This is a genomic window from Pseudomonas sp. GW822-FHT02G04, assembly GCF_058802085.1.
On record NZ_JBXANU010000013.1, the window covers coordinates 132544 to 155965 of the forward strand.

A 23422-nucleotide genomic window follows, 5' to 3' on the forward strand; every position below is an offset into this window, starting at 1 on the left:
GGGAGTTTTCAACACTGCCAAAAAACAGCTTCTGTAATCGTGCAGGTTTGAGGAACGACCCATGTCCACTTTTTTTCTTTCTAAACACCCGAATACCATCAGACTGATGATGGTGGCGACAATGATCGCCGCGCCTGAGGCCTATAGCCGAACCCTGTTGCCAGGCGAAAGTGAAGTGGTCACCAATCCACCTGCGCCGGAAGCCTGGGTGGTGTCCCAGGGGGGAACGCTGACCGTCAACAACGCGACAGCGCTGACCATCAGCTCACAAAATGCCAATGTCGTTTTCAACGGTGGTCAGAGCCAGCGAATCGATGCCAACACCTCCTCGTTGAATATGTCCGGCGCTACGGTCAACAGCGCGGCGGGCCGAGGTGCCATTCAACTGATCGACAGCAACGCAACGATCGACAACTCGACCATCACCAGCACCAACAGTTTCGGGCTTTTGCTGGGACGTAACATCAGCACCCCTGCATCCTCTTCTGCCACCGTGACTGGTAACAGTGTCATCACCGGCGCGATTGGCGGCGTACAAGCGGTAGGTTTTGCCGTACTTAACCTTACAGACTCCACTGTCGTCGGCACGGGGGCCACCAGTTATGGTGTGCAGTTGGGCGGCGCAACACTTTCAGCGACGGGCAGCACGATTACCGGCGCACAAGACGGCCTGCAAATCGTGACCGACACGGTAGGTGTCAACGCCAGCACTGTGACGCTCAACAATACCCGCGTTACAGGCGGAACCGGGTCGGCCATCGTACTCGGCTCTTCCGGCAGCGCCGGCACGGTTGCCAACATCAATGTCCTTGCTGATTCCGAGCTGACCGGCGGCAACGGCACACTGCTGAAGGCGACCAATCGCTCCACTGCCAATGTTACCGTTGACGCCAGTGCCTTGAGCGGCAATGTCATCGCCGATTCCGGCAGCACCGTCGCGCTGGTGATGCGAAACGCGGCATCCATCGATGGCAATCTGCAAAACGTTACACGGGCCAGCCTCGATTCTCGCAGCACCTTGAACGGCAATGTGCAGGCGGTTGCGGGGACAGCGGCTACGGTGAGTCTGAACAACGGTTCTGCCATCAATGGCGATGTCGACAATGTCGTCAGCCTTTCACTGGACAATGGCAGCAGCCTGACCGGTGATGTGCTCACTGACGCCAATGGCAGCGTGCAGCTGGACAACCGTTCGGCAATCAAGGGCAACGTTGAAAACGTTTCCAGCCTCTCGCTAAACAATGGCAGCCGTCTCACCGGTGACGTGCTCACTGCTTCCAATGGCAACGTGCTCTTGGACAACAGTTCGGTATTAACCGGCCAGATCAACAATTCAGGCAATCTGAGCATCAACAACGCGGCGCAGTGGGTGATGACCGGGAATAGCGACATACAGAGCCTGACGTCCAACGGCGGCATCGTGCGTATGGGCACCAACGAACAGTTCCTTCGACTGGATGTCGCTAATTTTTCCGGTAACGGCACTGTTGTCATGGGGACAGACTTGAGAACCGGCGATACCGATTTTTTCAGCGCCGGGCACGCGGACGGTCAACTTAAATTTGATGTCACCCCTACCGGCCAAAAGCCGCTGACTGCCGAGGACGTACACATTGGCAATATCAACTCGGGCAACGCTGACGTCAGCTTGAACAGTCGGGAAACAGTGGACGCCGGCACCTTTGTCTACCGGCTGGCGAGGGAAGGCGAGGGCTTGTACCTTCGGCCGGACAAGGAAACGGTCAGTACGTCGACCAATACGGCATTGGCATTGGCAGGCAGCGCGCGCAGTTTGTTGAATGCCGAAATGAACATGCTCAATGATCAGATCGGTGATCGCGGGCTCAGTGCCTGGCCCGAGGCTTCGATGCGGGCGGCCAGCGATAGCGACACCACAAAGCTGAGCAACAGTGTGTGGGTTCGCACTTACGGCAATCAATACAGCGTCGATAACGCCTATGGCGATGGCTACACGCAAAACCAGACCGGCATCACCGGCGGCGCCGATACGTTGGTGGATCTTGGCGGTCGCCCGTTGGTATTGGGCGGGTTCGTCGGGTCTAGCCATACCAAAATGGATCTCAAATACGGTTCCAGCGCGACTGTCGAGAGTGTGAATGCCGGTGTTTACGGCAGCACGTTCGATGTTAAAAGCGGCGTGTTCGTCAATGTCATGGCCAAGATCAACCAGTTCGACAACAAGGCCAAAGTCACCATGAGTGATGGCACTCGGGCCAAGGGTGATTACAAGGCCTTGGGCGCCAGCGGTTCGGTGGCGGTGGGCAAACATATTCGCCTCAAGAACAACTATTTCGTCGAACCCCAAGTGCGGGTTTCGACCGGCGTGACTCAAAGTGACAGTTATCGTTTGGACAATGGCCTTGAAGTTAAAGCCGACACCATGCGTTCTTTGCAGGGCAATGTGGGCGTCAGAGGCGGACGTGTGATCAGCCTAAAAAACGGCAGTCTGCTGGAGCCAAGCCTGTCGGCGGGGGTTAACCACGAGTTTGTGAAAACCAATGAGGTCAAAATCAACGACGACAGTTTCGATGATGACCGCGCCAGTAGCTCAATTGAGTACGGCGCAGGTGTGAAGTGGACACCGGCTCAACGCAACTGGCAGGTTTCCGGCCAGGTCGGTGGCAGTAAAGGCAACACTGTCAGTCAGGATTGGAGCGGTAGTTTGAGAGTGAGCTATTTCTTCTGATGAACGTTGCTTCAATGACATGACCTATAAAGATGCCCCGACACTGTCGTAATGCTGTTCACTTAAGAAAGTCTTGAGTCAGATAAACCTGTGGCGAGGGAGCTTGCTCCCGCTTGAGTGCGCAGCGCTCACAAAAATCGGCAGTGGTTGTCAGATTTTTGGGGCTGCTACGCAGCCCAGCGCGAGCAAGCTCGCTCGCCACAAAGGTAGGCATGACTGATTAATGCACTTAAGTGAACGGTATTGCGACACTGTCGGGGCATCTTTTTTGTGGCCATCAGCCAAACAGACCCGCTGCGATATTGATTGAAAACCCGAGAATCGCCGTGTTGAACACAAACCCGATCAACGATTGCGCCAGCACGATCTTGCGCAATTCCCGCGTGGCCACGCCGACATCCGCCGTCTGCACCGCCACGCCGATGGTGAACGAAAAGTACAGGAAGTCCCAGTAATTGGGGGTTGTCAGTCCTTCGGCAAATCGCAGCGCAGGTTCCTTGCCTTCCCAGGTGTAATACAGCCGGGCGTAATGCACGCTGAAGATCACCCCGATCAACAGCCACGAGCCGATCACGGTCAGCCCGGTGAAGCCGTAGTGCAACAGCCGGTGATAGGTGTCCAGATCTTTGCTGCCCGCCAGTTGGAGGGTGATGGCAGCGAGGCTGGCCAGCGCAGCCATGCTCACGGTGAACAGCACCAGCCCGGCGTTTTCGTCCTCGACTTCGGCAATGCGTTTCACGTCGTCGGCTTTGGAGCGCACGGTCAGCCAGATGATCAGGGCCAGATACGTCCAGACCCCGGCGTTCCAGCCGATGAGGATTTTGCCGAGGATCGAATCGGCCGGAGCCAGAATGCCTGCCGCGACGCCAAGGGTGGCGGCGGCGGACAGGCGAGGGTGGGTGCGGGCGAGGAAGGGCATGGGCGCTCACGGTCAGGGGCTTTGCAGCACCATAGCCCTGGTGTGAGTAACGCAGCAAGCGCTGCCGCTCAGGAGATACAAAGACAGATCACATGCGTCAGGACGTCTTGGTTGTACTGTCGAATGTGAACTCCCCGTTTTCAAACTGAATGCGGACGCCGTTGGAGTCTTTCTCACTGGTAAAGTCCAGGCGGCCCTTGAACACACCTTGCGTTGCGCTCTCTTCAGGGACTGACTCTACAATCAGCTTGCCACTTTCTGCCGGGTAACCTGCTGCAGCCGGAAAAATCTCACTGTAACTTACGCGGATTTTTTCTTTGAACTCGGCCAGGTTATAAGTGCCAGGCCCCAGGTCGCGGGCGATCAAGATCACGGCGTTATCCAGCGTGCGGTTAGGCACACCGGAGGAATAGTTCTGCGACCAGGCTCGCCAATGTGGGAAGTTTGGGCCGGTAATCGGATTTGCTGCACGCGCTTCGAACAGAAATTGATTGGCTTCGTATTTTTTATACTTACCGCCTTCAAGTGTAGCCGTGAAGGTGCCGGTAGCATCCGCCTTTGAAGTTGACCGGCCGTCATCAAAGTCTTTCATATTCAACGATCCGTTACTGACGACAAGCTCCTTATCTTCTGAAAGGCGTGAGGTGAAATTGAAAGAAGCCGTTACAGTTTGTTGATTAATATCGATCGTTACAGTCATTTTGCCCGAAAGGGCCGGAGAAGACGCCCAGCTGGAACCCTGAACATCGATCCAACTTGCCTTGGCGGTAGTAAGGTTTGAGTAGTCGCTGTCAATGGAATACTCCTTCTCCGTTACATCCCCCTCGCGGGGTATCCTCAGCATGATCAAGAAGCTTTGCCAGTCGTCTTTTTCATGAGCTGAAATCGCGATCCAGCAATTGTCGATAGGGTCATAGTAAAAACTCGGTTGCTTGTCTCCCCGAAAATTAGACCCGTCACTCAAGTCTGCTGTGATAGTGCCCGTGGTGGTGATTTTCATATGCACTCCTGAACCGGTAGGGGGAATATTTAATTGCCGCGCGGCAGGAAACAGCTTATGTATTTGATCGCGCCTCGGATACTGTCAGATATAACAGGTGTAAGTACTTTGTTTTTTATAACTTAAGTGTTTCTGGTGTGTAAGACCAGACTTGTTGTGCCGCGGGTGCAAACAGTTGTCGTCACCCGCGAGGCGGCATTCACACTTTCGCTTTAGCCTTCACGCATTTCATCACCACCACAAAAAACACCGGCACAAACACCACTGCCAGCGTCGCTGTGATCATCCCGCCAATCACCCCGGTGCCGATCGCCTGCTGGCTTGCGGAACTCGCCCCGGTGGCAATCGCCAACGGCACCACCCCAAGAATGAATGCCAGCGACGTCATCACAATCGGCCGCAGTCGCAGGCGCGCCGCTTGCAGGGTGGCGTCGATCAGGTCGTGGCCTTCGTCATAAAGGCTCTTGGCGAATTCGATGATCAGGATCGCGTTCTTCGCCGACAGGCCGATGATGGTGATCAGCCCGACCTTGAAGAACACGTCGTTGGGCATTCCGCGAAAGGTCACGGCCAGTACCGCCCCGAGTACACCCAGCGGTACCACCAGCAACACCGACGTCGGAATTGACCAACTCTCGTACAGCGCCGCCAGGCACAGGAACACGATCAGCAGCGACAGCCCGAGCAGAATCGGCGCCTGACTGCCAGACAAACGCTCCTGCAGCGACAACCCTGTCCACTCCTGACCCAACCCGGCCGGGCCTTGCGCCACCAGCCGTTCGATTTCCGCCATCGCTTCGCCGGTGCTGTGACCGGGCGAAGGTTCGCCGGAAATGCTGATGGCCGGGTAGCCGTTGTAGCGGGTCAACTGCGCCGGGCCCTGGGTCCAGTTGGCGCGGACAAAGGCCGACAGTGGGACCATTTTTCCAGCGTTGTTGCGTACGTGAATCTTCAGCAGATCGGCGACCTGGCTGCGTTGATCGCCTTCGGCCTGGACCACCACCCGTTGCATCCGCCCCTGGTTGGGGAAGTCGTTGATGTAAGCCGAACCCACGGCGGTGGACAGTACGTTGCCGATGTCGGCAAAGGAGATGCCCAAGGCGTTGGCTTGCTTGCGGTCCACGATCAGTTGCACCTGTGGCGCTTCGGCCAGGGCGCTTTCGCGCACGTTCATCAGGATCGGGCTCTTCTCGGCAGCCGCCAGCAACTGGCTACGCGCCTGCATCAGGGTGGCATGGCCGAGGCCGCCGCGATCCTGAAGGCGGAACTCGAAACCGCTGGAAGTGCCGAGGCCATCGACTGGCGGTGGCAACACTGCAAAGGCCGCGGCGTCCTTGATCTGACTGAGGGCCGCGTTGGCCCGGTCGGCGATCGAACTCGCCGAATCGTCGCTGCCCCGGTCCGACCAGTCCTTGAGGGTGGTGAACGCCAGTGCGGCGTTCTGCCCGCTGCCGGAGAAACTGAAGCCGAGAATCACTGTGCTGTCGCCGACACCCGGTTCGGTGGCGTTGTGTGCTTCGATCTGCTCGACCACATTTATCGTGCGATTCTTGCTCGCACCGGGTGGCAGTTGAATATCGGTGATGGTGTAACCCTGGTCTTCAACCGGCAGGAACGAGGAGGGCAGGCGACTGAAACACAGCCCCAGACCGATCAGCAATACGCCGTAGATCAGCAGATAACGGCCTGTTCGTTTCAGTGCATAGGCGACCCAGCCTTGATAACGCTCGGTCAAACGCTCGAATCCACGGTTGAACCAGCCAAAGAATCCGGCTTTCTCGTGATGTTCGCCCTTGGCAATCGGCTTGAGCAGCGTTGCACACAGTGCCGGGGTCAAAGTCAGGGCGAGGAATGCCGAGAACAGGATCGACGTGGCCATGGACAGCGAGAACTGTTGGTAAATCACCCCGACCGAGCCCTGCATGAACGCCATCGGAATGAACACCGCCACCAGTACCAGGGTGATACCGATGATCGCGTCGGTGATCTGCTTCATCGCCTTGCGCGTCGCCTCCTTGGGCGACAGGCCCTCGGTGGCCATGATCCGCTCGACGTTCTCCACCACCACAATCGCGTCGTCCACCAGAATGCCGATGGCCAGCACCATGCCGAACATGGTCAGCACGTTGATCGAGAAGCCCAGCGCGAGCATGGTCGCAAACGTGCCCATCAACGCCACCGGCACCACCAGCGTCGGGATCAGCGTGTAGCGGATGTTCTGCAGGAACAGGAACATCACCGCAAACACCAGCACCATCGCCTCGCCGAGGGTGTAAACCACTTTGGTGATCGAGACTTTGACGAAGGGCGAGGTGTCGTACGGGATCTTGTATTCGACACCGGCCGGGAAATAGCGCGCCAGCTCGTCCATCTTCGCCCGCACCAGCGTTGCGGTGCTCAGGGCATTGGCCCCCGGTGACAGTTGCACGCTGACGGCGGTGGACGGTTTGCCGTTCAGGCGTGTGGAGAACTGATATTCCTGGCTGCCGATCTCGACCCGCGCGACATCACGGATGCGCACAGTGGAGCCGTCAGGATTGGCCTTGAGCACGATGTCGGCGAATTCTTCAGGCGTCGACAGCTGGCCTTTGACCAGAACGGTCGCAGTGATTTCCTGGGTGGTGCGGGTCGGCAAGTCGCCGATGCTGCCCGCGGAAACCTGAGCATTTTGCGCAACGATAGCGGCGTTGACGTCAGCCGGGGTCAGGTTGAAGCCGATCAGCTTCTGCGGGTCGATCCAGATCCGCATCGCCCGTTCGGCGCCGTACAACTGGGCCTTGCCGACGCCATCCAGACGCTTGATCTCGTTCATCACGTTGCGCGCCAGGTAATCGCTGAGCGCCACGTCATCGAGCTTGCCGTCGCTGGAGGTGAGGGTGATCAGCAACAGGAAACCGGCGGAGACTTTCTCCACCTGCAAACCTTGTTGGGTGACTGCCTGAGGCAGGCGCGACTCAACCGCTTTGAGGCGGTTTTGCACGTCGACCTGGGCCATTTCCGGATTGGTGCCCGGCTGGAACGTCGCGGTAATGGTGGCGCTGCCGAGGCTGCTCTGGGATTCGAAGTACAGCAGATGGTCGGCGCCGTTGAGTTCTCCCTCGATCAGGCTGACCACGCTTTCGTCCACGGTCTGCGCCGAAGCGCCGGGGTAGGTGGCGTAGATTTCGACTTTCGGCGGCGCAACGTTCGGGTATTGCGCCACCGGTAACTGCCCAATGGCCAACGCACCGGCCAGCAGGATGAACAAGGCAACTACCCAGGCGAATACCGGGCGGTCGATAAAGAACTGCGGCATAAAAAGCGTCCTGCTTACTGACCAGAAACCTGGGCAAGTGGAAGAGGGGTGTTGTCGATCTGGACTTTTTCACCGGGGCGCGCGTGTTGCAGGCCTTCCGTGACGATGCGGTCGCCGGGCTTGAGGCCGCGGGTGACGATCCAGCGATCGTTCTGCACTGCGCCCAGCTCTACCGGTTGCTGGCCGACCCGCTGCTCGGCGTCGAGCAACAGCACTTGGGCGACACCGGCGCTGTCACGCTGAATGGCCCGTTGCGGCACGCTGATGCCTTGCTGATTGAACGCCTGCTCCAGACGCACGCGTACGAAGCTGCCCGGCAGCAGGTCGAGGTCCGGGTTGGGGAACTCGCTGCGCAGAATGATCTGACCGGTGCCCGGGTCGACGGTGATGTCGGTGAACAGCAACTTGCCGGGCAACGGATAAAGGCTGCCGTCGTCCTGGATCAGCGTGGCTTTGGCCTGACCTTGGCCCACTTCCTTTAACTGGCCAGAGCGGAAGGCCCGGCGCAGGTCGTTGAGTTCACGGGTCGATTGCGTCAGGTCGGCGTGGATCGGGTTCAATTGCTGAATCAGTGCCAGCGGCGTGGTTTCGTTCTGCCCCACCAGCGCGCCCTCAGTCACCAGCGCTCGGCCGATGCGCCCGGAAATCGGCGCGGTGACTGTGGCGTAACCCAGGTTCAGTTTCGCCCGCTCCACCGCGGCTTTGTTGGCGGCGACATCGGCAGCGGTCTGCCGGGCGTTGGCGCGAGCATTGTCGTAATCCTGAGCGCTGATGGCGTTGCCTTCGATCAACTGGGCGTAACGCTGCTCTTGCAGCCTGGCCTGGAACGCGTTGGCCTCGGCCTTGCGCAGCGCGGCTTCGGCGCTGTCCAGGTCGGCCTTGAACGGCGCCGGGTCGATACGGAACAGCACGTCGCCTTTATTCACGTCGCTGCCTTCGCGGAAGACCCGCTGCAACACCACACCAGCGACCCGGGCGCGCACTTCGGCAATGCGCGGCGCGGCGATCCGCCCGCTCAGTTCGCTGCTGATCGACAGCGGTCGGGCTTCGATGGTTTCGATGCGCACTGTGGCTAGAGGTGCTTGTTCTTCGGCGGTCGAAGACTGGTCACAAGCACTCAGTGTCAACGCCAGGGCAATCAGGCTGAGTGTGGCAAGCAGGTTCTTTGACATGGAAATACCCCAATAATGACTACCCGCATCCTACGGGGAGTCGATGAGGGTAGCGGTGAAGCTTTGTTGGTGCTGTGTGAAATTGTGTAAGGGTTTTGCTCGCGTGTGCGTGAGGGCGTATATCCTTCAGGCCTTGAATTTTATTGCGCCTGTCAGGCCGCCTTCGCGGGCAAGCCTCGCTCCTACAGGACTTCGCGATACCTCTGTAGGAGCGAGGCTTGCCCGCGAAGAGGCCCTAAAGGCCACCACAGCACTTTCTGGAAACACCCATGCCCAACATCCTCCTGGTCGAAGACGACACCGCACTCTCGGAATTGATTGCCAGCTACCTGGAGCGCAACGGTTATTCCGTCAGCGTGATCAGCCGCGGCGATCATGTACGCGAACGCGCGCGGGTCAGTCCACCGGACCTGGTGATTCTCGATCTGATGCTGCCGGGGCTCGACGGCTTGCAGGTCTGCCGCTTGCTGCGGGCCGATTCGGCGACGTTGCCGATCCTGATGCTCACTGCTCGTGACGACAGCCACGATCAAGTGCTGGGCCTGGAAATGGGCGCCGACGACTATGTCACCAAACCCTGCGAGCCCCGTGTGTTGCTGGCCCGCGTACGCACGCTGTTGCGCCGCAGCAGCCTCAGCGAACCGCAGACCGCCAATGACCGCATTCTCATGGGCAACCTGTGCATCGATCTGTCCGAGCGTACCGTGACCTGGCGCGAGCAACTGGTCGAGTTGTCCAGCGGCGAATACAACCTGCTGGTAGTGCTGGCCCGGCATGCCGGCGAGGTGCTGAGCCGCGACCAGATTCTGCAACGCCTGCGCGGTATCGAATTCAACGGCACCGATCGCTCGGTGGATGTGGCCATCTCCAAACTGCGGCGCAAGTTCGACGACCATGCCGGCGAGGCGCGCAAGATCAAGACCGTGTGGGGCAAGGGCTACTTGTTCAGCCGCTCCGAGTGGGAATGCTGAAACCATGTTCAGAATCCTGTTTCGCCTGTATCTGGTGACTATCGTCTCGTTCAGCGCGGCGATCTACCTGGTGCCGGACCTGGTGATCAAGGCCTTCCATGAGCGTTTTGTGACCTACAACCTCGATTATTCCCGAGGCTTGCAAACGCTGATCGTCAAACAGTTTCGTACGGTGCCTGTCGAGCAATGGCCGGCGCTGGCGGCGGAGATGGACAAGGAGTTCCAGCCGCTGCACATCATTTTGGCCCGCAACGACGATGCCGAATTTACCCTGAATGAGCGTGAACGCTTGCAGCGCGGGGAAAATGTGGTGCGCATCGGCGACTGGGGTTGGCGCACCCTGGCGGTGACACCGTTGAACGAGCAGATGGTGGTGGAAATGGTCGTGCCACCGGACCCGACGGACGTCAGTTGGTTGTACTGGAGCATCAACGTGCTGATTGGTGCGACGATGCTGGCCTGTCTGTTGCTGTGGCTGCGCCCGCACTGGCGCGACCTGGAACGTCTCAAAAGCACCGCCGAACGCTTCGGCAAGGGCCACCTGAGCGAGCGCACGCAGATTTCCCCCAGCTCCAACATTGGCAGCCTGGCCAACGTGTTCGACACCATGGCCGGCGACATCGAAAACCTGCTCAACCAGCAGCGCGACTTGCTCAACGCCGTGTCCCACGAATTGCGCACGCCGTTGACGCGGCTGGATTTCGGCCTCGCCCTGGCGCTGTCCGACGACTTGCCGGCCACCAGTCGCGAGCGTCTGCAAGGCCTGGTCGCGCACATTCGCGAACTGGATGAGCTGGTGCTGGAGTTGCTGTCCTACAGCCGCCTGCAAAACCCGGCGCGGCTGCCGGAACAGGTCGAGGTGTCGCTGGATGAATTCATCGACAGTATTTTAGGCAGCGTCGATGAAGAGCTTGAGTCACCGGAAATCGTCATTGATGTGCTGCTGCACGGCCAGCTCGAACGCTTCTCGCTGGACCCGCGATTGACCGCCCGGGCGATCCAGAACCTGCTGCGCAACGCCATGCGCTATTGCGAAAAGCGGATTCAGATCGGTGTACAGGTGTGCACCAATGGCTGTGAAATCTGGGTGGACGACGACGGCATCGGTATTCCGGAGGAGGAGCGGGAGCGGATTTTCGAGCCGTTTTATCGGCTGGATCGCAGTCGGGATCGCGCCACGGGCGGGTTTGGCCTGGGGCTGGCAATCAGCCGCCGAGCGCTGGAAGCGCAGGGCGGTACGCTGACTGCGCAAGCGTCGCCGCTGGGTGGGGCGCGGTTCAGGCTTTGGCTGCCGACCCCCGCCTGAATCTTGCGACATCCCTGTGGCGAGGGGGCTTGCCCCCGTTGGGTCGCGAAGCGGCCCCCTGCATCTTTTCAGTTACATCGCGGGGTGGGGCAAGATTTGCGACTGCTTCGCAGCCGAACGGGGGCAAGCCCCCTCGCCACAGGGCACCACTAGCCGCAGGAACCCAGTATTTCGGTTGATGGAATCAACCCAACCCCAGCCACCTGCATCCGCTCAATCGCCGTCGCCAGCGATCCTCCCAGATCAATCGCCCGACAAGCATCCATCACCACAAACGCATTGAACCCCGCCGCCCGCGCATCCAGCGCGGAGAACATCACGCAGAAATCCAGTGCCAGCCCGACCATGTAAACCGTGTCGATGCCGCGTTCTTTCAAATACCCGGCCAAACCGGTGGTCGTGGTTCGATCTGCCTCCAGAAACGCCGAGTAACTGTCGATGTCCGGGTTGCAGCCCTTGCGGATGATCAATTGGGCGTGGGGCAGGTCCAGCTCCGGGTGGAACTCGGCGCCGGGCGTGGCGCGTACACAATGCTCCGGCCACAGCGTCTGTTCACCGTAAGGCAACTGAATCACGTCGTAAGGCTTGCGCCCAGGGTGGCTGGAAGCGAACGAGGCGTGGCCGGGCGGGTGCCAGTCCTGGGCAATGATGACCTGTTTGAACTGGCGACCCAGACGATTAATCAGGGGCACAATCAGGTCACCCTCGGGCACCGGCAATTGACCTCCGGGAATGAAGTCGTTTTGTACGTCGATGACCAGTAAGGCGGCGCGTGAAGAAATAGGCATAGATAGGTTCCTCCTTGGAAAATCGAAAAAAGCATAGTGACTATTTCGCTTATGCGCTAAGCCGACTTTCGTTCGCACAGTGGAATCCGCGGCGCGGCCTTCGCGGGCAAGCCTCGCTCCTACAAGGGCGCACGTATCCTTTATAGGAGCGAGGCTTGCCCGCGAAGAGGCCCGCCCAAACACTAAAAAACCTGAAGCCAGTCCCGCATTTGGCCGAACCGCTGCCTTACTGCCGACACAGATGCCTTGTTATAGTTCGGGCCTCATTTTCTGCCCGGTAAAGGATCACTGCCATGTCTCAATACACCGCCTTCAGCGTTGAACTGGCCGATAACATCGCCCATGTGCAGATCAACCGGCCGGACAAGATCAACTCGATGAACGCCGCGTTCTGGAGCGAGATCATCGAAATTTTCCAGTGGGTCGACGACACCGATGAAGTCCGGGTGGTGGTGCTCAGTGGCGCCGGCAAACATTTTTCTTCCGGCATCGACCTGATGATGCTCGCCGGTGTGGCCAATGAACTGGGCAAGGACGTCGGCCGCAATGCGCGCCTGCTGCGGCGCAAGATCCTGGCGCTGCAAGCATCGTTCAATGCCGTCGACAACTGCCGCAAACCGGTACTGGCGGCGGTCCAGGGTTATTGCCTGGGTGGCGCCATCGATCTGATTTCGGCGTGCGACATGCGTTACGCGGCCGAGGACGCGCAATTTTCCATCAAAGAAATCGATATCGGCATGGCCGCCGATGTTGGCACTTTGCAACGCTTGCCGCGGATCATCGGTGACGGCATGCTGCGTGAACTGGCTTACACTGGTCGTACCTTTGGCGCCGAAGAAGCGCGTAACATTGGCCTGGTCAATCGTGTCTACAGCGATACCGCCAGCCTGCTTGAAGGCGTGATGGGGATTGCCCGCGAAATCGCCGGCAAGTCGCCGATTGCCATCACCGGCACCAAAGAGATGATCAGCTACATGCGCGACCATCGCATCGACGACGGCCTCGAATACGTCGCCACGTGGAACGCCTCCATGCTGCAATCCACCGATCTGCGCGTGGCCATGGCCGCCCATATGAGCAAACAGAAACCCGAATTTCTGGATTGATTAACCATGACTTCACGCTGGACCACCGCAGTACTGGACACCGATCAACCCGGCGGCTGGGCCGTGGCGCGCAGCCCCGAAGGCTTTTTGTTCGATGACAATGGCGCGCTGTTTCCACGGGAATGGCTCAAGCGTCAGGACTTGTCGATTCTCGCCGAGCACGGCATCGGCCACCTGGATGGCGAACCGGTGTACCTGCTGGAACTGCGCAGTCACAGCGACGTGCCGGGCTGTAACTGGAAAGGCCTGCGGGCGTTCATGCTCGAGGGCGATCACACCGTCTACAAGGTTCTGGGCTATGCCGCGCAAATCGGTACCTGGGCCCGTGAGCACCGTTTTTGCGGCAACTGCGGGCAGGCGATGATCCAGGTGCCGCGCGAGCGGGCAATGTACTGCGAGCCATGCGATTTACGCAGCTACCCGCGCATTTCGCCGAGCATGATCGTGCTGGTGACCCGTGGTGACGAGGTTCTGCTGGCTCGTTCACCGCGTTTTGTCACTGGGGTCTACAGCACGTTGGCGGGGTTTGCCGAGCCGGGTGAGTCGGCCGAAGATTGCCTGATTCGCGAGGTTCGTGAAGAGGTGCAGATCGAGGTCAAGAACATCCAGTACATGGGCAGTCAGTGCTGGCCGTTCCCGCATTCGATGATGCTCGGTTTTCATGCCGAGTACGCCGGTGGCGAGATTGTCTGTCAGGAAGACGAGATCGAAGACGCCCAGTGGTTCAACGTGCACGAGCTGCCGCCGTTGCCGGCGTCACGCTCGATTGCCCGTTACCTGATCGACGTCTATGTAGCGCGGCGCTTAGGCCATGCTGAACCAGTGCTGCCAGGCTAGGCGCACGGTCAGGCCGAGCACCACGGTGATGAACACCGGGCGAATGAATTTCGCACCGCCACTGATGGCGGTGCGTGCGCCGAAGAAGGCGCCGACCATCACCGACAGGCCCATGCTCAGGCCGATGATCCAGTCCACTTGCCCGGAAAAGATGAACACCGACAGCGCCGCAATGTTGCTGACGAAGTTCATGCTGCGCGCCACGCCGCTGGCCTTGACCAGGTCGATGGGGTAGAGCAGCAGGCTGCTGACAGTCCAGAACGCCCCCGTTCCCGGACCGGCCACGCCGTCATAGAAGCCGAGGCCGAAGCCTTGGGTCGATTGCCACTTTTTCTTGATCGGTGCATCGCTGTCCAGCGGCGCTTTCGGCGTGCCGCCGAACAACAGGTACAGGCCGCAGGCGAACACAATCACCGGCAGCATCTTGTTCAGCCATTCCGCCGGCAAGTAATGAGCGACGATGGCGCCGGTGAGTGCGCCGACCAGCGTGCCGACGATGGCGTGAATCCATTGCCGTGGATGGAACAGCTTGCGTCGATAGAAGGTGAAGCTGGCAGTGGCCGAGCCGAAGGTTGAGCTGAGTTTGTTGGTGCCCAGCACCAGATGCGGCGGCAGGCCGGCAGTCAACAGCGCCGGCGTGGTCAACAGACCGCCACCGCCGGCGATGGCGTCGATGAAACCGGCAATGAAAGCGACGAGAGCCAGAACGGCCAGGGTAGTGAGGTCAACGCTGAGTTCGAAAGGCATGGAATGGGCTTATTCGGCAGGGCGCAGAAGAGGGCTGCGGGAAAGGCCGGTATCTTACCCATATCCAACTTATGCGGCGACCTGAGCCGATCGTTCCCACGCTCCCGCGAGGGAATGCATCTTGTGACGCTCTGCGTCACGGCGGACGCGGAGCGTCCGTGGCGGCATTACCACGCAGAGCGTGGGAACGATCGGTGAGGTGATGTTACAGGCCCAGATCGGACAACCCTGGGTGATCATCCGGCCGGCGACCCAGCGGCCAATGGAACTTGCGCTCGCTTTCCTTGATCGGCATGTCGTTGATGCAGGCGTAGCGGTTGAACATCAGGCCGTTCTCGTCGAACTCCCAGTTCTCGTTGCCGTAGGAACGGAACCAGTTGCCCGAGTCGTCGTGCCATTCGTAGGCGTAGCGCACGGCGATGCGGTTGTCGCCATGGGCCCAGAGTTCCTTGATCAGGCGATAGTCCAGTTCCTTGGCCCATTTGCGGGTCAGGAAAGCTTTGGCTTCTTCGCGGTTGTGGGCGAACTCGGCGCGGTTACGCCACTGGGTGTCCAGGGTGTAGGCAAGGGACACCCGTTCCGGGTCACGGGAATTCCAGCCGTCTTCGGCCAGGCGAACTTTTTCGATGGCCGAATCACGGGTAAACGGCGGCAATGGCGGACGAACTTCGGCAGTAGACATATTAAGTCTCCCTATCAAATTAACGTTCAAGCAAGTTGTCGGGCTTATTTAAAGTGTTACAGGTCCAATAACTTTCGCGCCATGCATTGCGCATTATCGGCGGCACTGTGATCACCCGTCACAAGCGCTACGGTAATGGCACCGTCGATCAGGATCAGCAGCTGTCTGGCCAGCGTCTCCGGGTCTGTTGCGCCATGTTCGGTACAGAGCTCGCGCACGTAGTCGAGCAGTTTCTGTTTGTGCTCTTTGGCGACCAGGCGAACCGGGTCTTGCGGGTCGCCGGTTTCGCCGCTGGTGTTGATGAATGCGCAGCCGCGGAAGCCTTCGGAGGCGAACCAGGCCTTGAGCACGGTAAACAGGTTGAGCAGCCGCTCGGCCGGGGTTTGGGCCTTGCCGACTTCGCTTCGATACCAGTGCATCCAGCGCACATCGCGGCGTTGCAGGGCCGCGACGACAAGCTCCTCCTTGTTGGCGAAGTAGCGGTAAATACTTTTTCTGGAGACGCCGGCGGTTTTCACCAGAAGATCCATGCCGGTGGCAGCGATGCCACTTTTGTAGATCAACTTTTCGGTGACATCCAGAATGATGTCGCGTGTGTCGTTGCTAGTGATTTCGTTCATGTTGCTAACAGTAGAATGATCGTTCTCCTTGGTCAACGTTTTTTCAGTGATCGTTCCCACGCTCTGCGTGGGAATGCCGCCATGGACGCTCCGCGTCCAGCGTTAATGTGACGCAGAGCGTCACGAGATGCATTCCTTTGCTGCGCATGGGAACGATCGGTGCGGGGTCTTTACAGACAGTAACAAGACCCAAACCCATCCATGGTGTAAGCTCTCAGGCTCTTCGGATTCGACCCTTTGCGAGCCCTATGCCGTTGCTTTTCAAACGCTCTCTGCTGCCTAAACTGCGCAGTTTTCCGCTGACCGCCGATGCTGTCACCATCCTCTCTGGCGCTGCCGAGTTCCGTCGTTGCCTGCTGGAAAAAATCGCTCAGGCGACCCGGCGTATCTACATCGTTGCGCTGTACCTGCAACAGGATGAGGCCGGCCAGGAAATCCTCGATGCCCTGCACGCGGCCAAACTGGCGCGTCCGGAACTGGACGTGGTGGTGGTTGTGGACTGGCTGCGCGCCCAGCGCGGCTTGATCGGTGCCGGCAAGCAACCGGGCAACTCGGCCTGGTATCAGGAAACCACCCGCACCCACGAAAGCGAAGTGCCGGTGTACGGCGTGCCGGTGCAGACCCGCGAGCTGTTCGGCGTGCTGCATTTGAAGGGCTTCGTGATCGACGATTGCGTGATCTATAGCGGCGCGAGCCTGAACAACGTTTACCTGCACAAATTCGACAAGTACCGCTTCGACCGTTATCACCTGCTGCAGAACCAGGCGCTGGCCGATTCGATGCATCACCTGATTCAGCACGGTCTGATCACCTCCAAAGCGGTGCATCGCCTCGACCTGCCGAACTTGCCGACCACCCGCAGCCTACGCCACGACATCGGTGACCTGCGCAGCCGTCTCAAGCACGCGGCGTACGACACCACGGCGGGTAGCACGGAAAAGGGTGGTTTATCGGTCAGCCCGTTGCTCGGTGTGGGCAAGAACAACCCGTTGAGTCGGGTGATCTGCGAGCTGATCGCCAGTGCGCAGCATCAGCTGACCATCTGCACTCCGTACTTCAACCTGCCGCTGGCGGTGACCCGGGAAATCAACCGGGCCCTGGCTCGCGGCGTGAAGATCGACATCATCGTCGGCGACAAGACCGCCAACGACTTCTACATCCCGCCCAGCGAGCCGTTCAAGGTGATCGCGGCGCTGCCGTACCTCTACGAAATCAGCCTGCGGCGTTTCGCCAAGCGTCATCAGCGCAACATCGACAGCGGCAAGCTGAACCTGCATCTGTGGAAGGATGGCGACAACACCTATCACCTCAAGGGCATGTGGATCGATCAGCGATACACCTTGCTGACCGGCAACAACCTCAATCCACGGGCGTTCCGTCTTGATCTGGAAAACGCGTTGCTGATTGATGATCCGAAAGGCGAGTTGCTGGAACCGCGTGGCAAGGAACTGGCGGAGATTTTCCAGCACACCCGCCGTATTGAGCGTTACCTGGACCTGCAAACGCTGCCGGATTACCCGGCGGGAGTGGCCAAGTTTCTCAAGCGTGTTAGCCGGGTGCGGATCGAGCGGTTGTTGTATCGGATTTTGTAAGGGTTAACACGGCGGGGCGGGTGTGGTGCCAGTAAGGACGCCTTCGCGGGCAAGCCTCGCTCCTACGGAGGATATGCGTTCCCCTGTAGGAGCGAGGCTTGCCCGCGAAGAGGCCCGCTCAAACACTACAAATCTCAGTTCAACCCCAACTTCCCCCGCAACATCGACAAATCCTCAGCCAGTGTATTCACCGGCCCGACCAGCGCTTTGCGGTCGCTGTCCTTCACCTTGTCATACGTTTCAAAACCACCCTCCGTGGTTTTGTACTTGGCCAACGTCTTGTTCACCGTGGTGAAGTTCTTGTCGACTTTGGCCATGAATGCCGCGTCTTGCTTTTCGATCTGCGGACGGAACAGGTCGACGATTTTCTTCGCGCCGTCGATGTTGCCCTGGAAGTCATAGAGGTCGGTGTGGCTGTAGCGATCTTCCTCGCCGGATATCTTGGTGGCGGCCACTTCTTCGAGCAGCGCCGCAGCACCGCCAACGACTTTTTCCGGTGGGAAGGTCAGGCCGGCGACGCGGGTTTTCAGGTCTTTCACGTCTTTGTTCAAGCCGTCGGCCAGCTCGTCCAGGCCCTGGGTGCTGTTCTCCGAGAACAGTGAATATTCGATGCGATGGAAACCGGTGAAGTCTTCGGCCTTCACGCCTTTTTCGTGGTCGTCGACCCGCGAGTCGATGGACGCATCGAGGTCACTGAACAGCTCGGCAATCGGTTCGATCGACTCGTAATAGACGCGGGTCGGTGCGTAGAGCTTTTTCGCGGTGGCCAGGTCGCCTTTTTTCACTGCGTCGGTGAATTGCTGAGTGTGGCTGGCGAGTTCATCCAGTTGTTCGGTGACGTAGATTTTGTAGTCCGAGATCGGCCCCACCAACTCCAGCGGCGCCGTCGCCGCGAAAGCCGAAAACGGGGTGTTGAGCAAACCAAGGGTCAGCAGTAACGCGAGGGGCGACTTTTTCATGGGACGGTTCCGTGGGGTGGTAAGGGTCAGACTGAGGCTTTGGGTTGTGTGGCGTTGAGCAGCGAGCGACCGATGAAATCCTTGTCGCCAGTCACGCCGGGCAGGGTGAAGAAGTACCCGCCGCCAACCGGTTTCAGGTATTCCTCCAACGGCTCGCCGTTGAGTCGGGTTTGCACGGTGATGAAGCCTTTTTGCAAATCTGCCTGGTAACAGATGAACAGCAGACCCATGTCCAGCTGACCGTTCTTGTTCACGCCGTTGGAGTAGTTGAACGGCCGACGCAGGATCAGGTTCGTCTGGGTCGCGGCGGTACGCGGGTTGGCCAGGCGGATGTGAGCATCGAGTTTGGTCAGCTTGCCTTGCGGGTCTTTGGCGTAGTCCGGGACTTGGGTTTCATGCGCACCATCCATCGGTGCACCGGTGCTCTTGACCCGGCCGATAATGCTTTGCTGTTCTTGCAGCGGCGTGCGGTCCCAGCGTTCGACGAAGTTGCGGATGATCCGCACCGCCTGATAGCTGCCGTTGACCGCCCAGGCCGGTTCGTCGCTGCCGGGCTGGACCCAGACGATTCTGTCCATGGCCTTGGTGTCGTTGGAGTCGGGGTTGGCCGAGCCGTCGCGAAAACCCAGGAAGTTGCGTGCGCTCTGCGCCGGCACACCGGGTTTCGCCGGGGCTTGCGGCGGCACGCTGCCTTCCTGTTTCCAGCGCACCAGCAACAGGTCCGGCAGGTTTTTCACGATGTCGCGCAGGGCGTGGATGTTGGTGTCGGCGGTGTTGGAGCAGAACTGCAAGCTCAGGTCGCCGTGGCAGCAGTCGGCTTCCAGTGCGTCGTTGGGGAAACCGACCATGCGGATCAACCGCTTGGGCTTGGCGCCGGCCAGACCGAAGCGCTCGTCGAACAGCGACTCGCCCACCGATACGGTGATGGTCAGGTTGTCGGGCGTGACCACCGGGCCAAGAATCCCCGAATCCAGCGGCGGCAGTTTCGGGTCGACCTGCGCTACCGGGCCGCCTTGCATCAGGAACGCGATGCGCTCGTTGAGCGTGCGAAACAGCCGCTCCAGGTCTGCGCGGTCGCTGGCCAATACGTCGTACGACACCAGCATGCCCGACGTCGGGCGAGGGGTGACGATGCCGGTCTGGTGCTGGCCGTGGAAGGCGTGGCGGTCTTCGGTTTTGTCGCTGCTCGGCGCTTCGGTGACTTGCGCCGGGCTGGCGGCCATGGCCGGGCAACTCAAGGCCGAACCGGCTAGCGCTACACCGGCGGCTCCCATGCCCATCAATACGCGACGGCGTTGTGCTGAAAACTGTTCTGAGTCGTTCATCTGTCTGAGGTCTTCTGCTTACAGGCCGGAAAGGCCAAGGGCGGGATCGATTCCATCGAGTGCATCGGCCAGAACCTTGGCCTTGTCAGCGATATGCTTGCGTTGTTCGACGCTGACAGTGTCGTAGCTGGCGTAGCCATCCTTGACCTTGAAACCGTTGAGCTCGGCGTCGAAGGCCGTGGCCGCGCTGTCGATTTTCGCCAGTAGTTCAGCGGCAGATTTGCTCAGCAATGGCCGCAACAGGTCGACGACTTTGCGGGTCGCGTCGAGGTTGGCGGCGAAGCCGTTCAGGTCGGTGTGGCTGTAGCGTTCTTCTTCACCGCTACGGGCGCGTACCTCGGCGAGGCTGTTGAGGTTGCGCACCAGCATGCTCACCAGTTGCTCCGGCGGCAGCGACTGGGCCAGCAGTTGCTGTTTGAGGTTGGCGACATCGATGCTCAGGCGCTGGGCAACGGGCGTCAGGCCGTCGAGGTTGCGTTGCTGGAACAGCGCGTATTCGAGGCGGTGGAAGCCGACGAATCCCGGATCCTGCTCGCGCTTATCGAAGTAATCGGCGCGGGCGTTGATCGCGTTGTCCAGTTCCGCCAGGCGCTGGGCCGCTGGAGCCAACCGTTGATGGGCTGCGCGAGCCGGCACATACAAGGCTTGCGCCTGGCTCAGGTCGCCGGCCTCGATCGCTTGCTCAAGGGCGGTGACGGCTTTGATCAGCGCGGTGCTCTGGCTGCTCAGGTACACGCGGAATTCCGACAGCGGACCAATGAACGCCACCATCGACGGACGCGCCTTGGCCGCCGCATCGGAAGCGGCGGTCGGGGTGACGTGCAAGGTGCCGCGCGGGTTGCTCAGCAAGCCGCAGGTGATCGCGTAGTCACCGGGCAACAGGTTGGCGTTGATCACCTGGCTCAGGCCGGGGGCGATGTTCTCGCGCTCTTCGACCACCAGCACGCCGTCAAGAATCTCCCATTCGACGGCACGGTCCGAGCCGTTGACGATGCGAAAACTGGCACGCCCGGCCGGAACCGTCAGCGCATTCGGTTCGCAGCTGTGCGGGTGAATGGTGACCAGCACTTGGTCGTGGTTGGTCTGGCGCTTGGCGGCGGCCATTTTCGAGGCGTAGTAGAACAGGCCACCGGCGGCGATCATCACGATCACCGAACCGGCTACCGCCCAGCGCAAGGCGCGGGGAGGGGAAGCCACTGGAGGAACTGGCGTTGACATGAAGGCCCTTACTGGCTGGAAACGGAAGAGGGTGTTTGCGCGGGCGCGGCCGCCGGGAGAAAAAACATCACCAGCGCCACCAACAGATAAAGCAGATACGCCCCGAGAGTGCTGACGGTCGGCGCATCCTGGTAGCCGAACATTCCGGCCAGCACCGAACCCAACGGGCCGTCCATCGGCAGCGTGGCGCTGAAGTCGAAGAGCACGGTTTGCAGGTGATTCCACACGCCGGCTTCATGCAGGGCTTGCACCGAGTTGGCGAGAATCCCGGCGGCCACCACCAGAATGAACAGACCGGTCCAGCGGAAGAACGCCGAGAGATTCAAGCGCATGCTGCCGGTGTAAATCAGGAAACCGACGATGATCGCCAGGATCAGGCCGAGCAGGGCGCCGATCGGTGCCGCCGGGCCTTCGCTCTGCTGGAATACGGCGAGCAGGAAAAACACCGTTTCCAGACCCTCTCGGGCGACGGCGAAAAACACCATGGCGATCAGCGCGGTCACCTGATGCCTGGAGCCGGTCAGCGCCTGATCGAGGGAAACGTGCAGCGAATGTTTGATCGAACGCGCCACCTTGCGCATACAGAACACCATGGAACTGAGGATGCCGACGGCCAGCAAACCGACCACGCCTTCAAACAGTTCTTGCTGCTTTTGCGGGAACTCGGCACTGACCAGTTCCAGGCCACCGCCAACCAGCAGGGCCAATGCGGCGGCGAGGAATACGCCGATCCACACTGCCGGCATCCATTGACCGCGACCGGTCTGCTTGAGGTAACTGGCGATAATGCCAACGATCAACGCGGCTTCGATGCCTTCGCGCAGCATGATCAGAAAAGGAACGAGCATTCAGCACCGGGAAGTAATTAGATAGGGTGCTAATTTGTAACATGATGAAACTCATTCTCATATGGTAGTTATTGCTAATTACCTGAACCTAAGCTGAACAACCCTGAAGATCCCGCCATCCCGCCATCCCGTAGGAGCGAGGCTTGCCCGCGAATCAGGCAACTCGGTCTGTCAGTGAAACCGCGTCATCGTTCTTCGCGGGCAAGTCGGATCGCCGCACCGCTCGCTCCTACGGAATCGGTTCGCTGTGCGCTAATATGCCCACCACCCAAATAACAAGGCTCACCCCGGTCAATGTCGGAAAAAGACACCATCGCCATTCAATTGGTGCGTGAAGCGCTGTTGCAAAGTTGCGCCCCGGGCGCTGCAACTACAGAGGTGTTGAACAAGGTCGGCATCGATCCGGTGTTGCTGGACGCAACCGACGCCCGTGTCCCGGCCACCGCCTATGCGCGCCTGTGGCGTTTGCTGGCCCGGCGCGGGGACGATGAGTTTTTTGGCATGGACCCGCGCAAGCTCAAGTCCGGCAGCCTGGAGTTTCTCTGTCGTTGCTCCATGGTTCAGCCGAGCCTGGCCGCCGGGCTGACCTCGGGCCTGAGTTTTCTGTCGTTGATGCTCGAACGTCTGCCCGCACAATTGGTTCGCCAGCAAAGCCTGGCGGAGATCGTCCTGCTGGAAGACGACGAGGAGCCGCGCCGCGCCTTCACCTATTTCACTTACTGGATGATCGTGCATGGCGTTGCCTGCTGGCTGGCGGGCCGGCGGATTCCGATCCTGGCCATCGAACTGCGTTGTCCGGAGCCGGATTTTTGCGATGACTATCGGGTGATGTTTTCCGAGAACCTGCGATTCGACCGGCCGCGCACGCGGATGATTTTTTCCGCCGACTGCCTGGATTTGCCGATCAAGCGCAGCGCCGAAGAGCTCAAGCGCTTCCTCGCCCAAGCGCCGGCGAACATTCTGGTCAAGTACCGCGACCCCGAGAGCCTGGCCAGCCGGATCAAGCACGATCTGCGGCAACTGCCCGCCGAGCGCTGGCCGGAAACCGAAGCGCTGGCGCAGCAACTGTGCATGTCGGCTTCAACTTTGCGCCGCCGCCTGGCCGAAGAAGGGCAGACGTATCAGGGGCTCAAGGACAGCGTGCGCAAGGAACTGGCCATCGTCTGGCTGGCCGAGCCGACCATCAGCTTCGCCGAAATCGCCACCCGCTTGGGGTTTGCCGATGCCAGCTCGTTCTACAAGGCGTTTCGCAAGTGGTCGGGGTCCAATCCTGGGCATTATCGGAGTCTGATTCTCAACGAGGCTGACTGATCCGGATGATCGATCGTTC

The 23422-nt window shown here is 59.8% G+C and carries 19 protein-coding genes; 7 read left to right on the plus strand and 12 right to left on the minus strand.

The features are described from left to right. The first annotated feature begins 121 nt into the window (after positions 1-121). Complete coding sequence (locus AC1RO5_RS17805) at positions 122-2707, plus strand: autotransporter outer membrane beta-barrel domain-containing protein (RefSeq protein ID WP_493176666.1); 2586 nt, start codon at positions 122-124, stop codon at positions 2705-2707. 277 nt (positions 2708-2984) lie between these two features. Here AC1RO5_RS17805 and AC1RO5_RS17810 read toward each other — a convergent pair whose 3' ends face one another. The 4 genes from AC1RO5_RS17810 to AC1RO5_RS17825 all read right to left on the minus strand — a co-directional run bounded on the left by AC1RO5_RS17810 (position 2985) and on the right by AC1RO5_RS17825 (position 9093). Then, positions 2985-3626, minus strand: coding sequence for a DUF1345 domain-containing protein (locus AC1RO5_RS17810; RefSeq protein WP_493176628.1), 642 nt, complete (start codon positions 3624-3626; stop codon positions 2985-2987). A gap of 97 nt (positions 3627-3723) precedes the next feature. Next, positions 3724-4626: a hypothetical protein gene (locus tag AC1RO5_RS17815; protein ID WP_493176630.1), complete on the minus strand. Its 903-nt coding sequence runs from the start codon at positions 4624-4626 to the stop codon at positions 3724-3726. A 199-nt stretch (positions 4627-4825) separates the two neighbouring features. Beyond that, positions 4826-7921 (minus strand): multidrug efflux RND transporter permease subunit, encoded by a 3096-nt coding sequence (locus AC1RO5_RS17820; RefSeq protein ID WP_493176632.1) that lies wholly within the window; start codon positions 7919-7921, stop codon positions 4826-4828. Positions 7922-7935: 14 nt separating this feature from the next. After that, positions 7936-9093 (minus strand): efflux RND transporter periplasmic adaptor subunit, encoded by a 1158-nt coding sequence (locus tag AC1RO5_RS17825; RefSeq protein WP_493176634.1) that lies wholly within the window; start codon positions 9091-9093, stop codon positions 7936-7938. Between the two features lie 269 nt (positions 9094-9362). Between AC1RO5_RS17825 and AC1RO5_RS17830 the strand changes: the two genes are divergently transcribed. Then, a complete protein-coding gene (locus AC1RO5_RS17830) occupies positions 9363-10064 on the plus strand; it encodes a response regulator (RefSeq protein ID WP_007939075.1) in 702 nt (233 codons plus the stop codon). Between the two features lie 4 nt (positions 10065-10068). Next, positions 10069-11370 carry an ATP-binding protein gene (locus AC1RO5_RS17835; protein ID WP_493176636.1) on the plus strand — a complete coding sequence of 434 codons (1302 nt, stop codon included), beginning with the start codon at positions 10069-10071 and terminating at the stop codon, positions 11368-11370. A gap of 149 nt (positions 11371-11519) precedes the next feature. Here AC1RO5_RS17835 and pncA read toward each other — a convergent pair whose 3' ends face one another. Continuing rightward, the gene (gene pncA / locus AC1RO5_RS17840) at positions 11520-12158 is read right to left on the minus strand and encodes a bifunctional nicotinamidase/pyrazinamidase (RefSeq protein ID WP_493176637.1); all 639 of its coding nucleotides are present in this window, start codon (positions 12156-12158) and stop codon (positions 11520-11522) included. A 293-nt stretch (positions 12159-12451) separates the two neighbouring features. Here pncA and AC1RO5_RS17845 point away from each other — a divergent pair, with 293 nt between their 5' ends. After that, entirely contained in the window at positions 12452-13264 is an 813-nt protein-coding gene (locus AC1RO5_RS17845; RefSeq protein WP_493176639.1) for a crotonase/enoyl-CoA hydratase family protein, read from the plus strand. Between the two features lie 6 nt (positions 13265-13270). Continuing rightward, positions 13271-14101 carry an NAD(+) diphosphatase gene (nudC, locus tag AC1RO5_RS17850; protein ID WP_028940637.1) on the plus strand — a complete coding sequence of 277 codons (831 nt, stop codon included), beginning with the start codon at positions 13271-13273 and terminating at the stop codon, positions 14099-14101. Here the strand turns inward: nudC and AC1RO5_RS17855 are convergent. From AC1RO5_RS17855 to AC1RO5_RS17865, 3 genes are all read right to left on the minus strand, one after another. Further along, positions 14069-14848: a TSUP family transporter gene (locus AC1RO5_RS17855; RefSeq protein WP_493176641.1), complete on the minus strand. Its 780-nt coding sequence runs from the start codon at positions 14846-14848 to the stop codon at positions 14069-14071. The genes nudC and AC1RO5_RS17855 overlap by 33 nt on opposite strands. 205 nt (positions 14849-15053) lie before the next feature. Beyond that, positions 15054-15530, minus strand: coding sequence for a nuclear transport factor 2 family protein (locus tag AC1RO5_RS17860; RefSeq protein WP_019649650.1), 477 nt, complete (start codon positions 15528-15530; stop codon positions 15054-15056). A gap of 56 nt (positions 15531-15586) precedes the next feature. After that, positions 15587-16150: a TetR/AcrR family transcriptional regulator gene (locus AC1RO5_RS17865; protein ID WP_493176643.1), complete on the minus strand. Its 564-nt coding sequence runs from the start codon at positions 16148-16150 to the stop codon at positions 15587-15589. A gap of 248 nt (positions 16151-16398) precedes the next feature. On the opposite strand from AC1RO5_RS17865, the gene pssA reads away from it, so the two are divergent. Beyond that, on the plus strand, positions 16399-17742 hold the full coding sequence (gene pssA / locus AC1RO5_RS17870) for a CDP-diacylglycerol--serine O-phosphatidyltransferase (protein ID WP_493176645.1): 1344 nt from the start codon (positions 16399-16401) through the stop codon (positions 17740-17742). A 134-nt stretch (positions 17743-17876) separates the two neighbouring features. Here pssA and efeO (AC1RO5_RS17875) read toward each other — a convergent pair whose 3' ends face one another. From efeO (AC1RO5_RS17875) to efeU, 4 genes are read right to left on the minus strand one after another with little or no spacing between them, the layout of a single operon-like run. Continuing rightward, positions 17877-18701 (minus strand): iron uptake system protein EfeO, encoded by an 825-nt coding sequence (gene efeO, locus AC1RO5_RS17875; protein ID WP_493176646.1) that lies wholly within the window; start codon positions 18699-18701, stop codon positions 17877-17879. 26 nt (positions 18702-18727) lie between these two features. Beyond that, entirely contained in the window at positions 18728-20026 is a 1299-nt protein-coding gene (gene efeB, locus AC1RO5_RS17880) for an iron uptake transporter deferrochelatase/peroxidase subunit (RefSeq protein WP_493176648.1), read from the minus strand. Positions 20027-20044: 18 nt separating this feature from the next. Next, on the minus strand, positions 20045-21244 hold the full coding sequence (gene efeO, locus AC1RO5_RS17885; RefSeq protein ID WP_493176650.1) for an iron uptake system protein EfeO: 1200 nt from the start codon (positions 21242-21244) through the stop codon (positions 20045-20047). An 8-nt stretch (positions 21245-21252) separates the two neighbouring features. Then, positions 21253-22092: an iron uptake transporter permease EfeU gene (gene efeU / locus AC1RO5_RS17890; RefSeq protein WP_493176652.1), complete on the minus strand. Its 840-nt coding sequence runs from the start codon at positions 22090-22092 to the stop codon at positions 21253-21255. Positions 22093-22386: 294 nt separating this feature from the next. Here efeU and AC1RO5_RS17895 point away from each other — a divergent pair, with 294 nt between their 5' ends. Next, complete coding sequence (locus AC1RO5_RS17895) at positions 22387-23403, plus strand: AraC family transcriptional regulator (protein ID WP_493176653.1); 1017 nt, start codon at positions 22387-22389, stop codon at positions 23401-23403. The last annotated feature ends 19 nt before the right edge of the window (positions 23404-23422 follow it).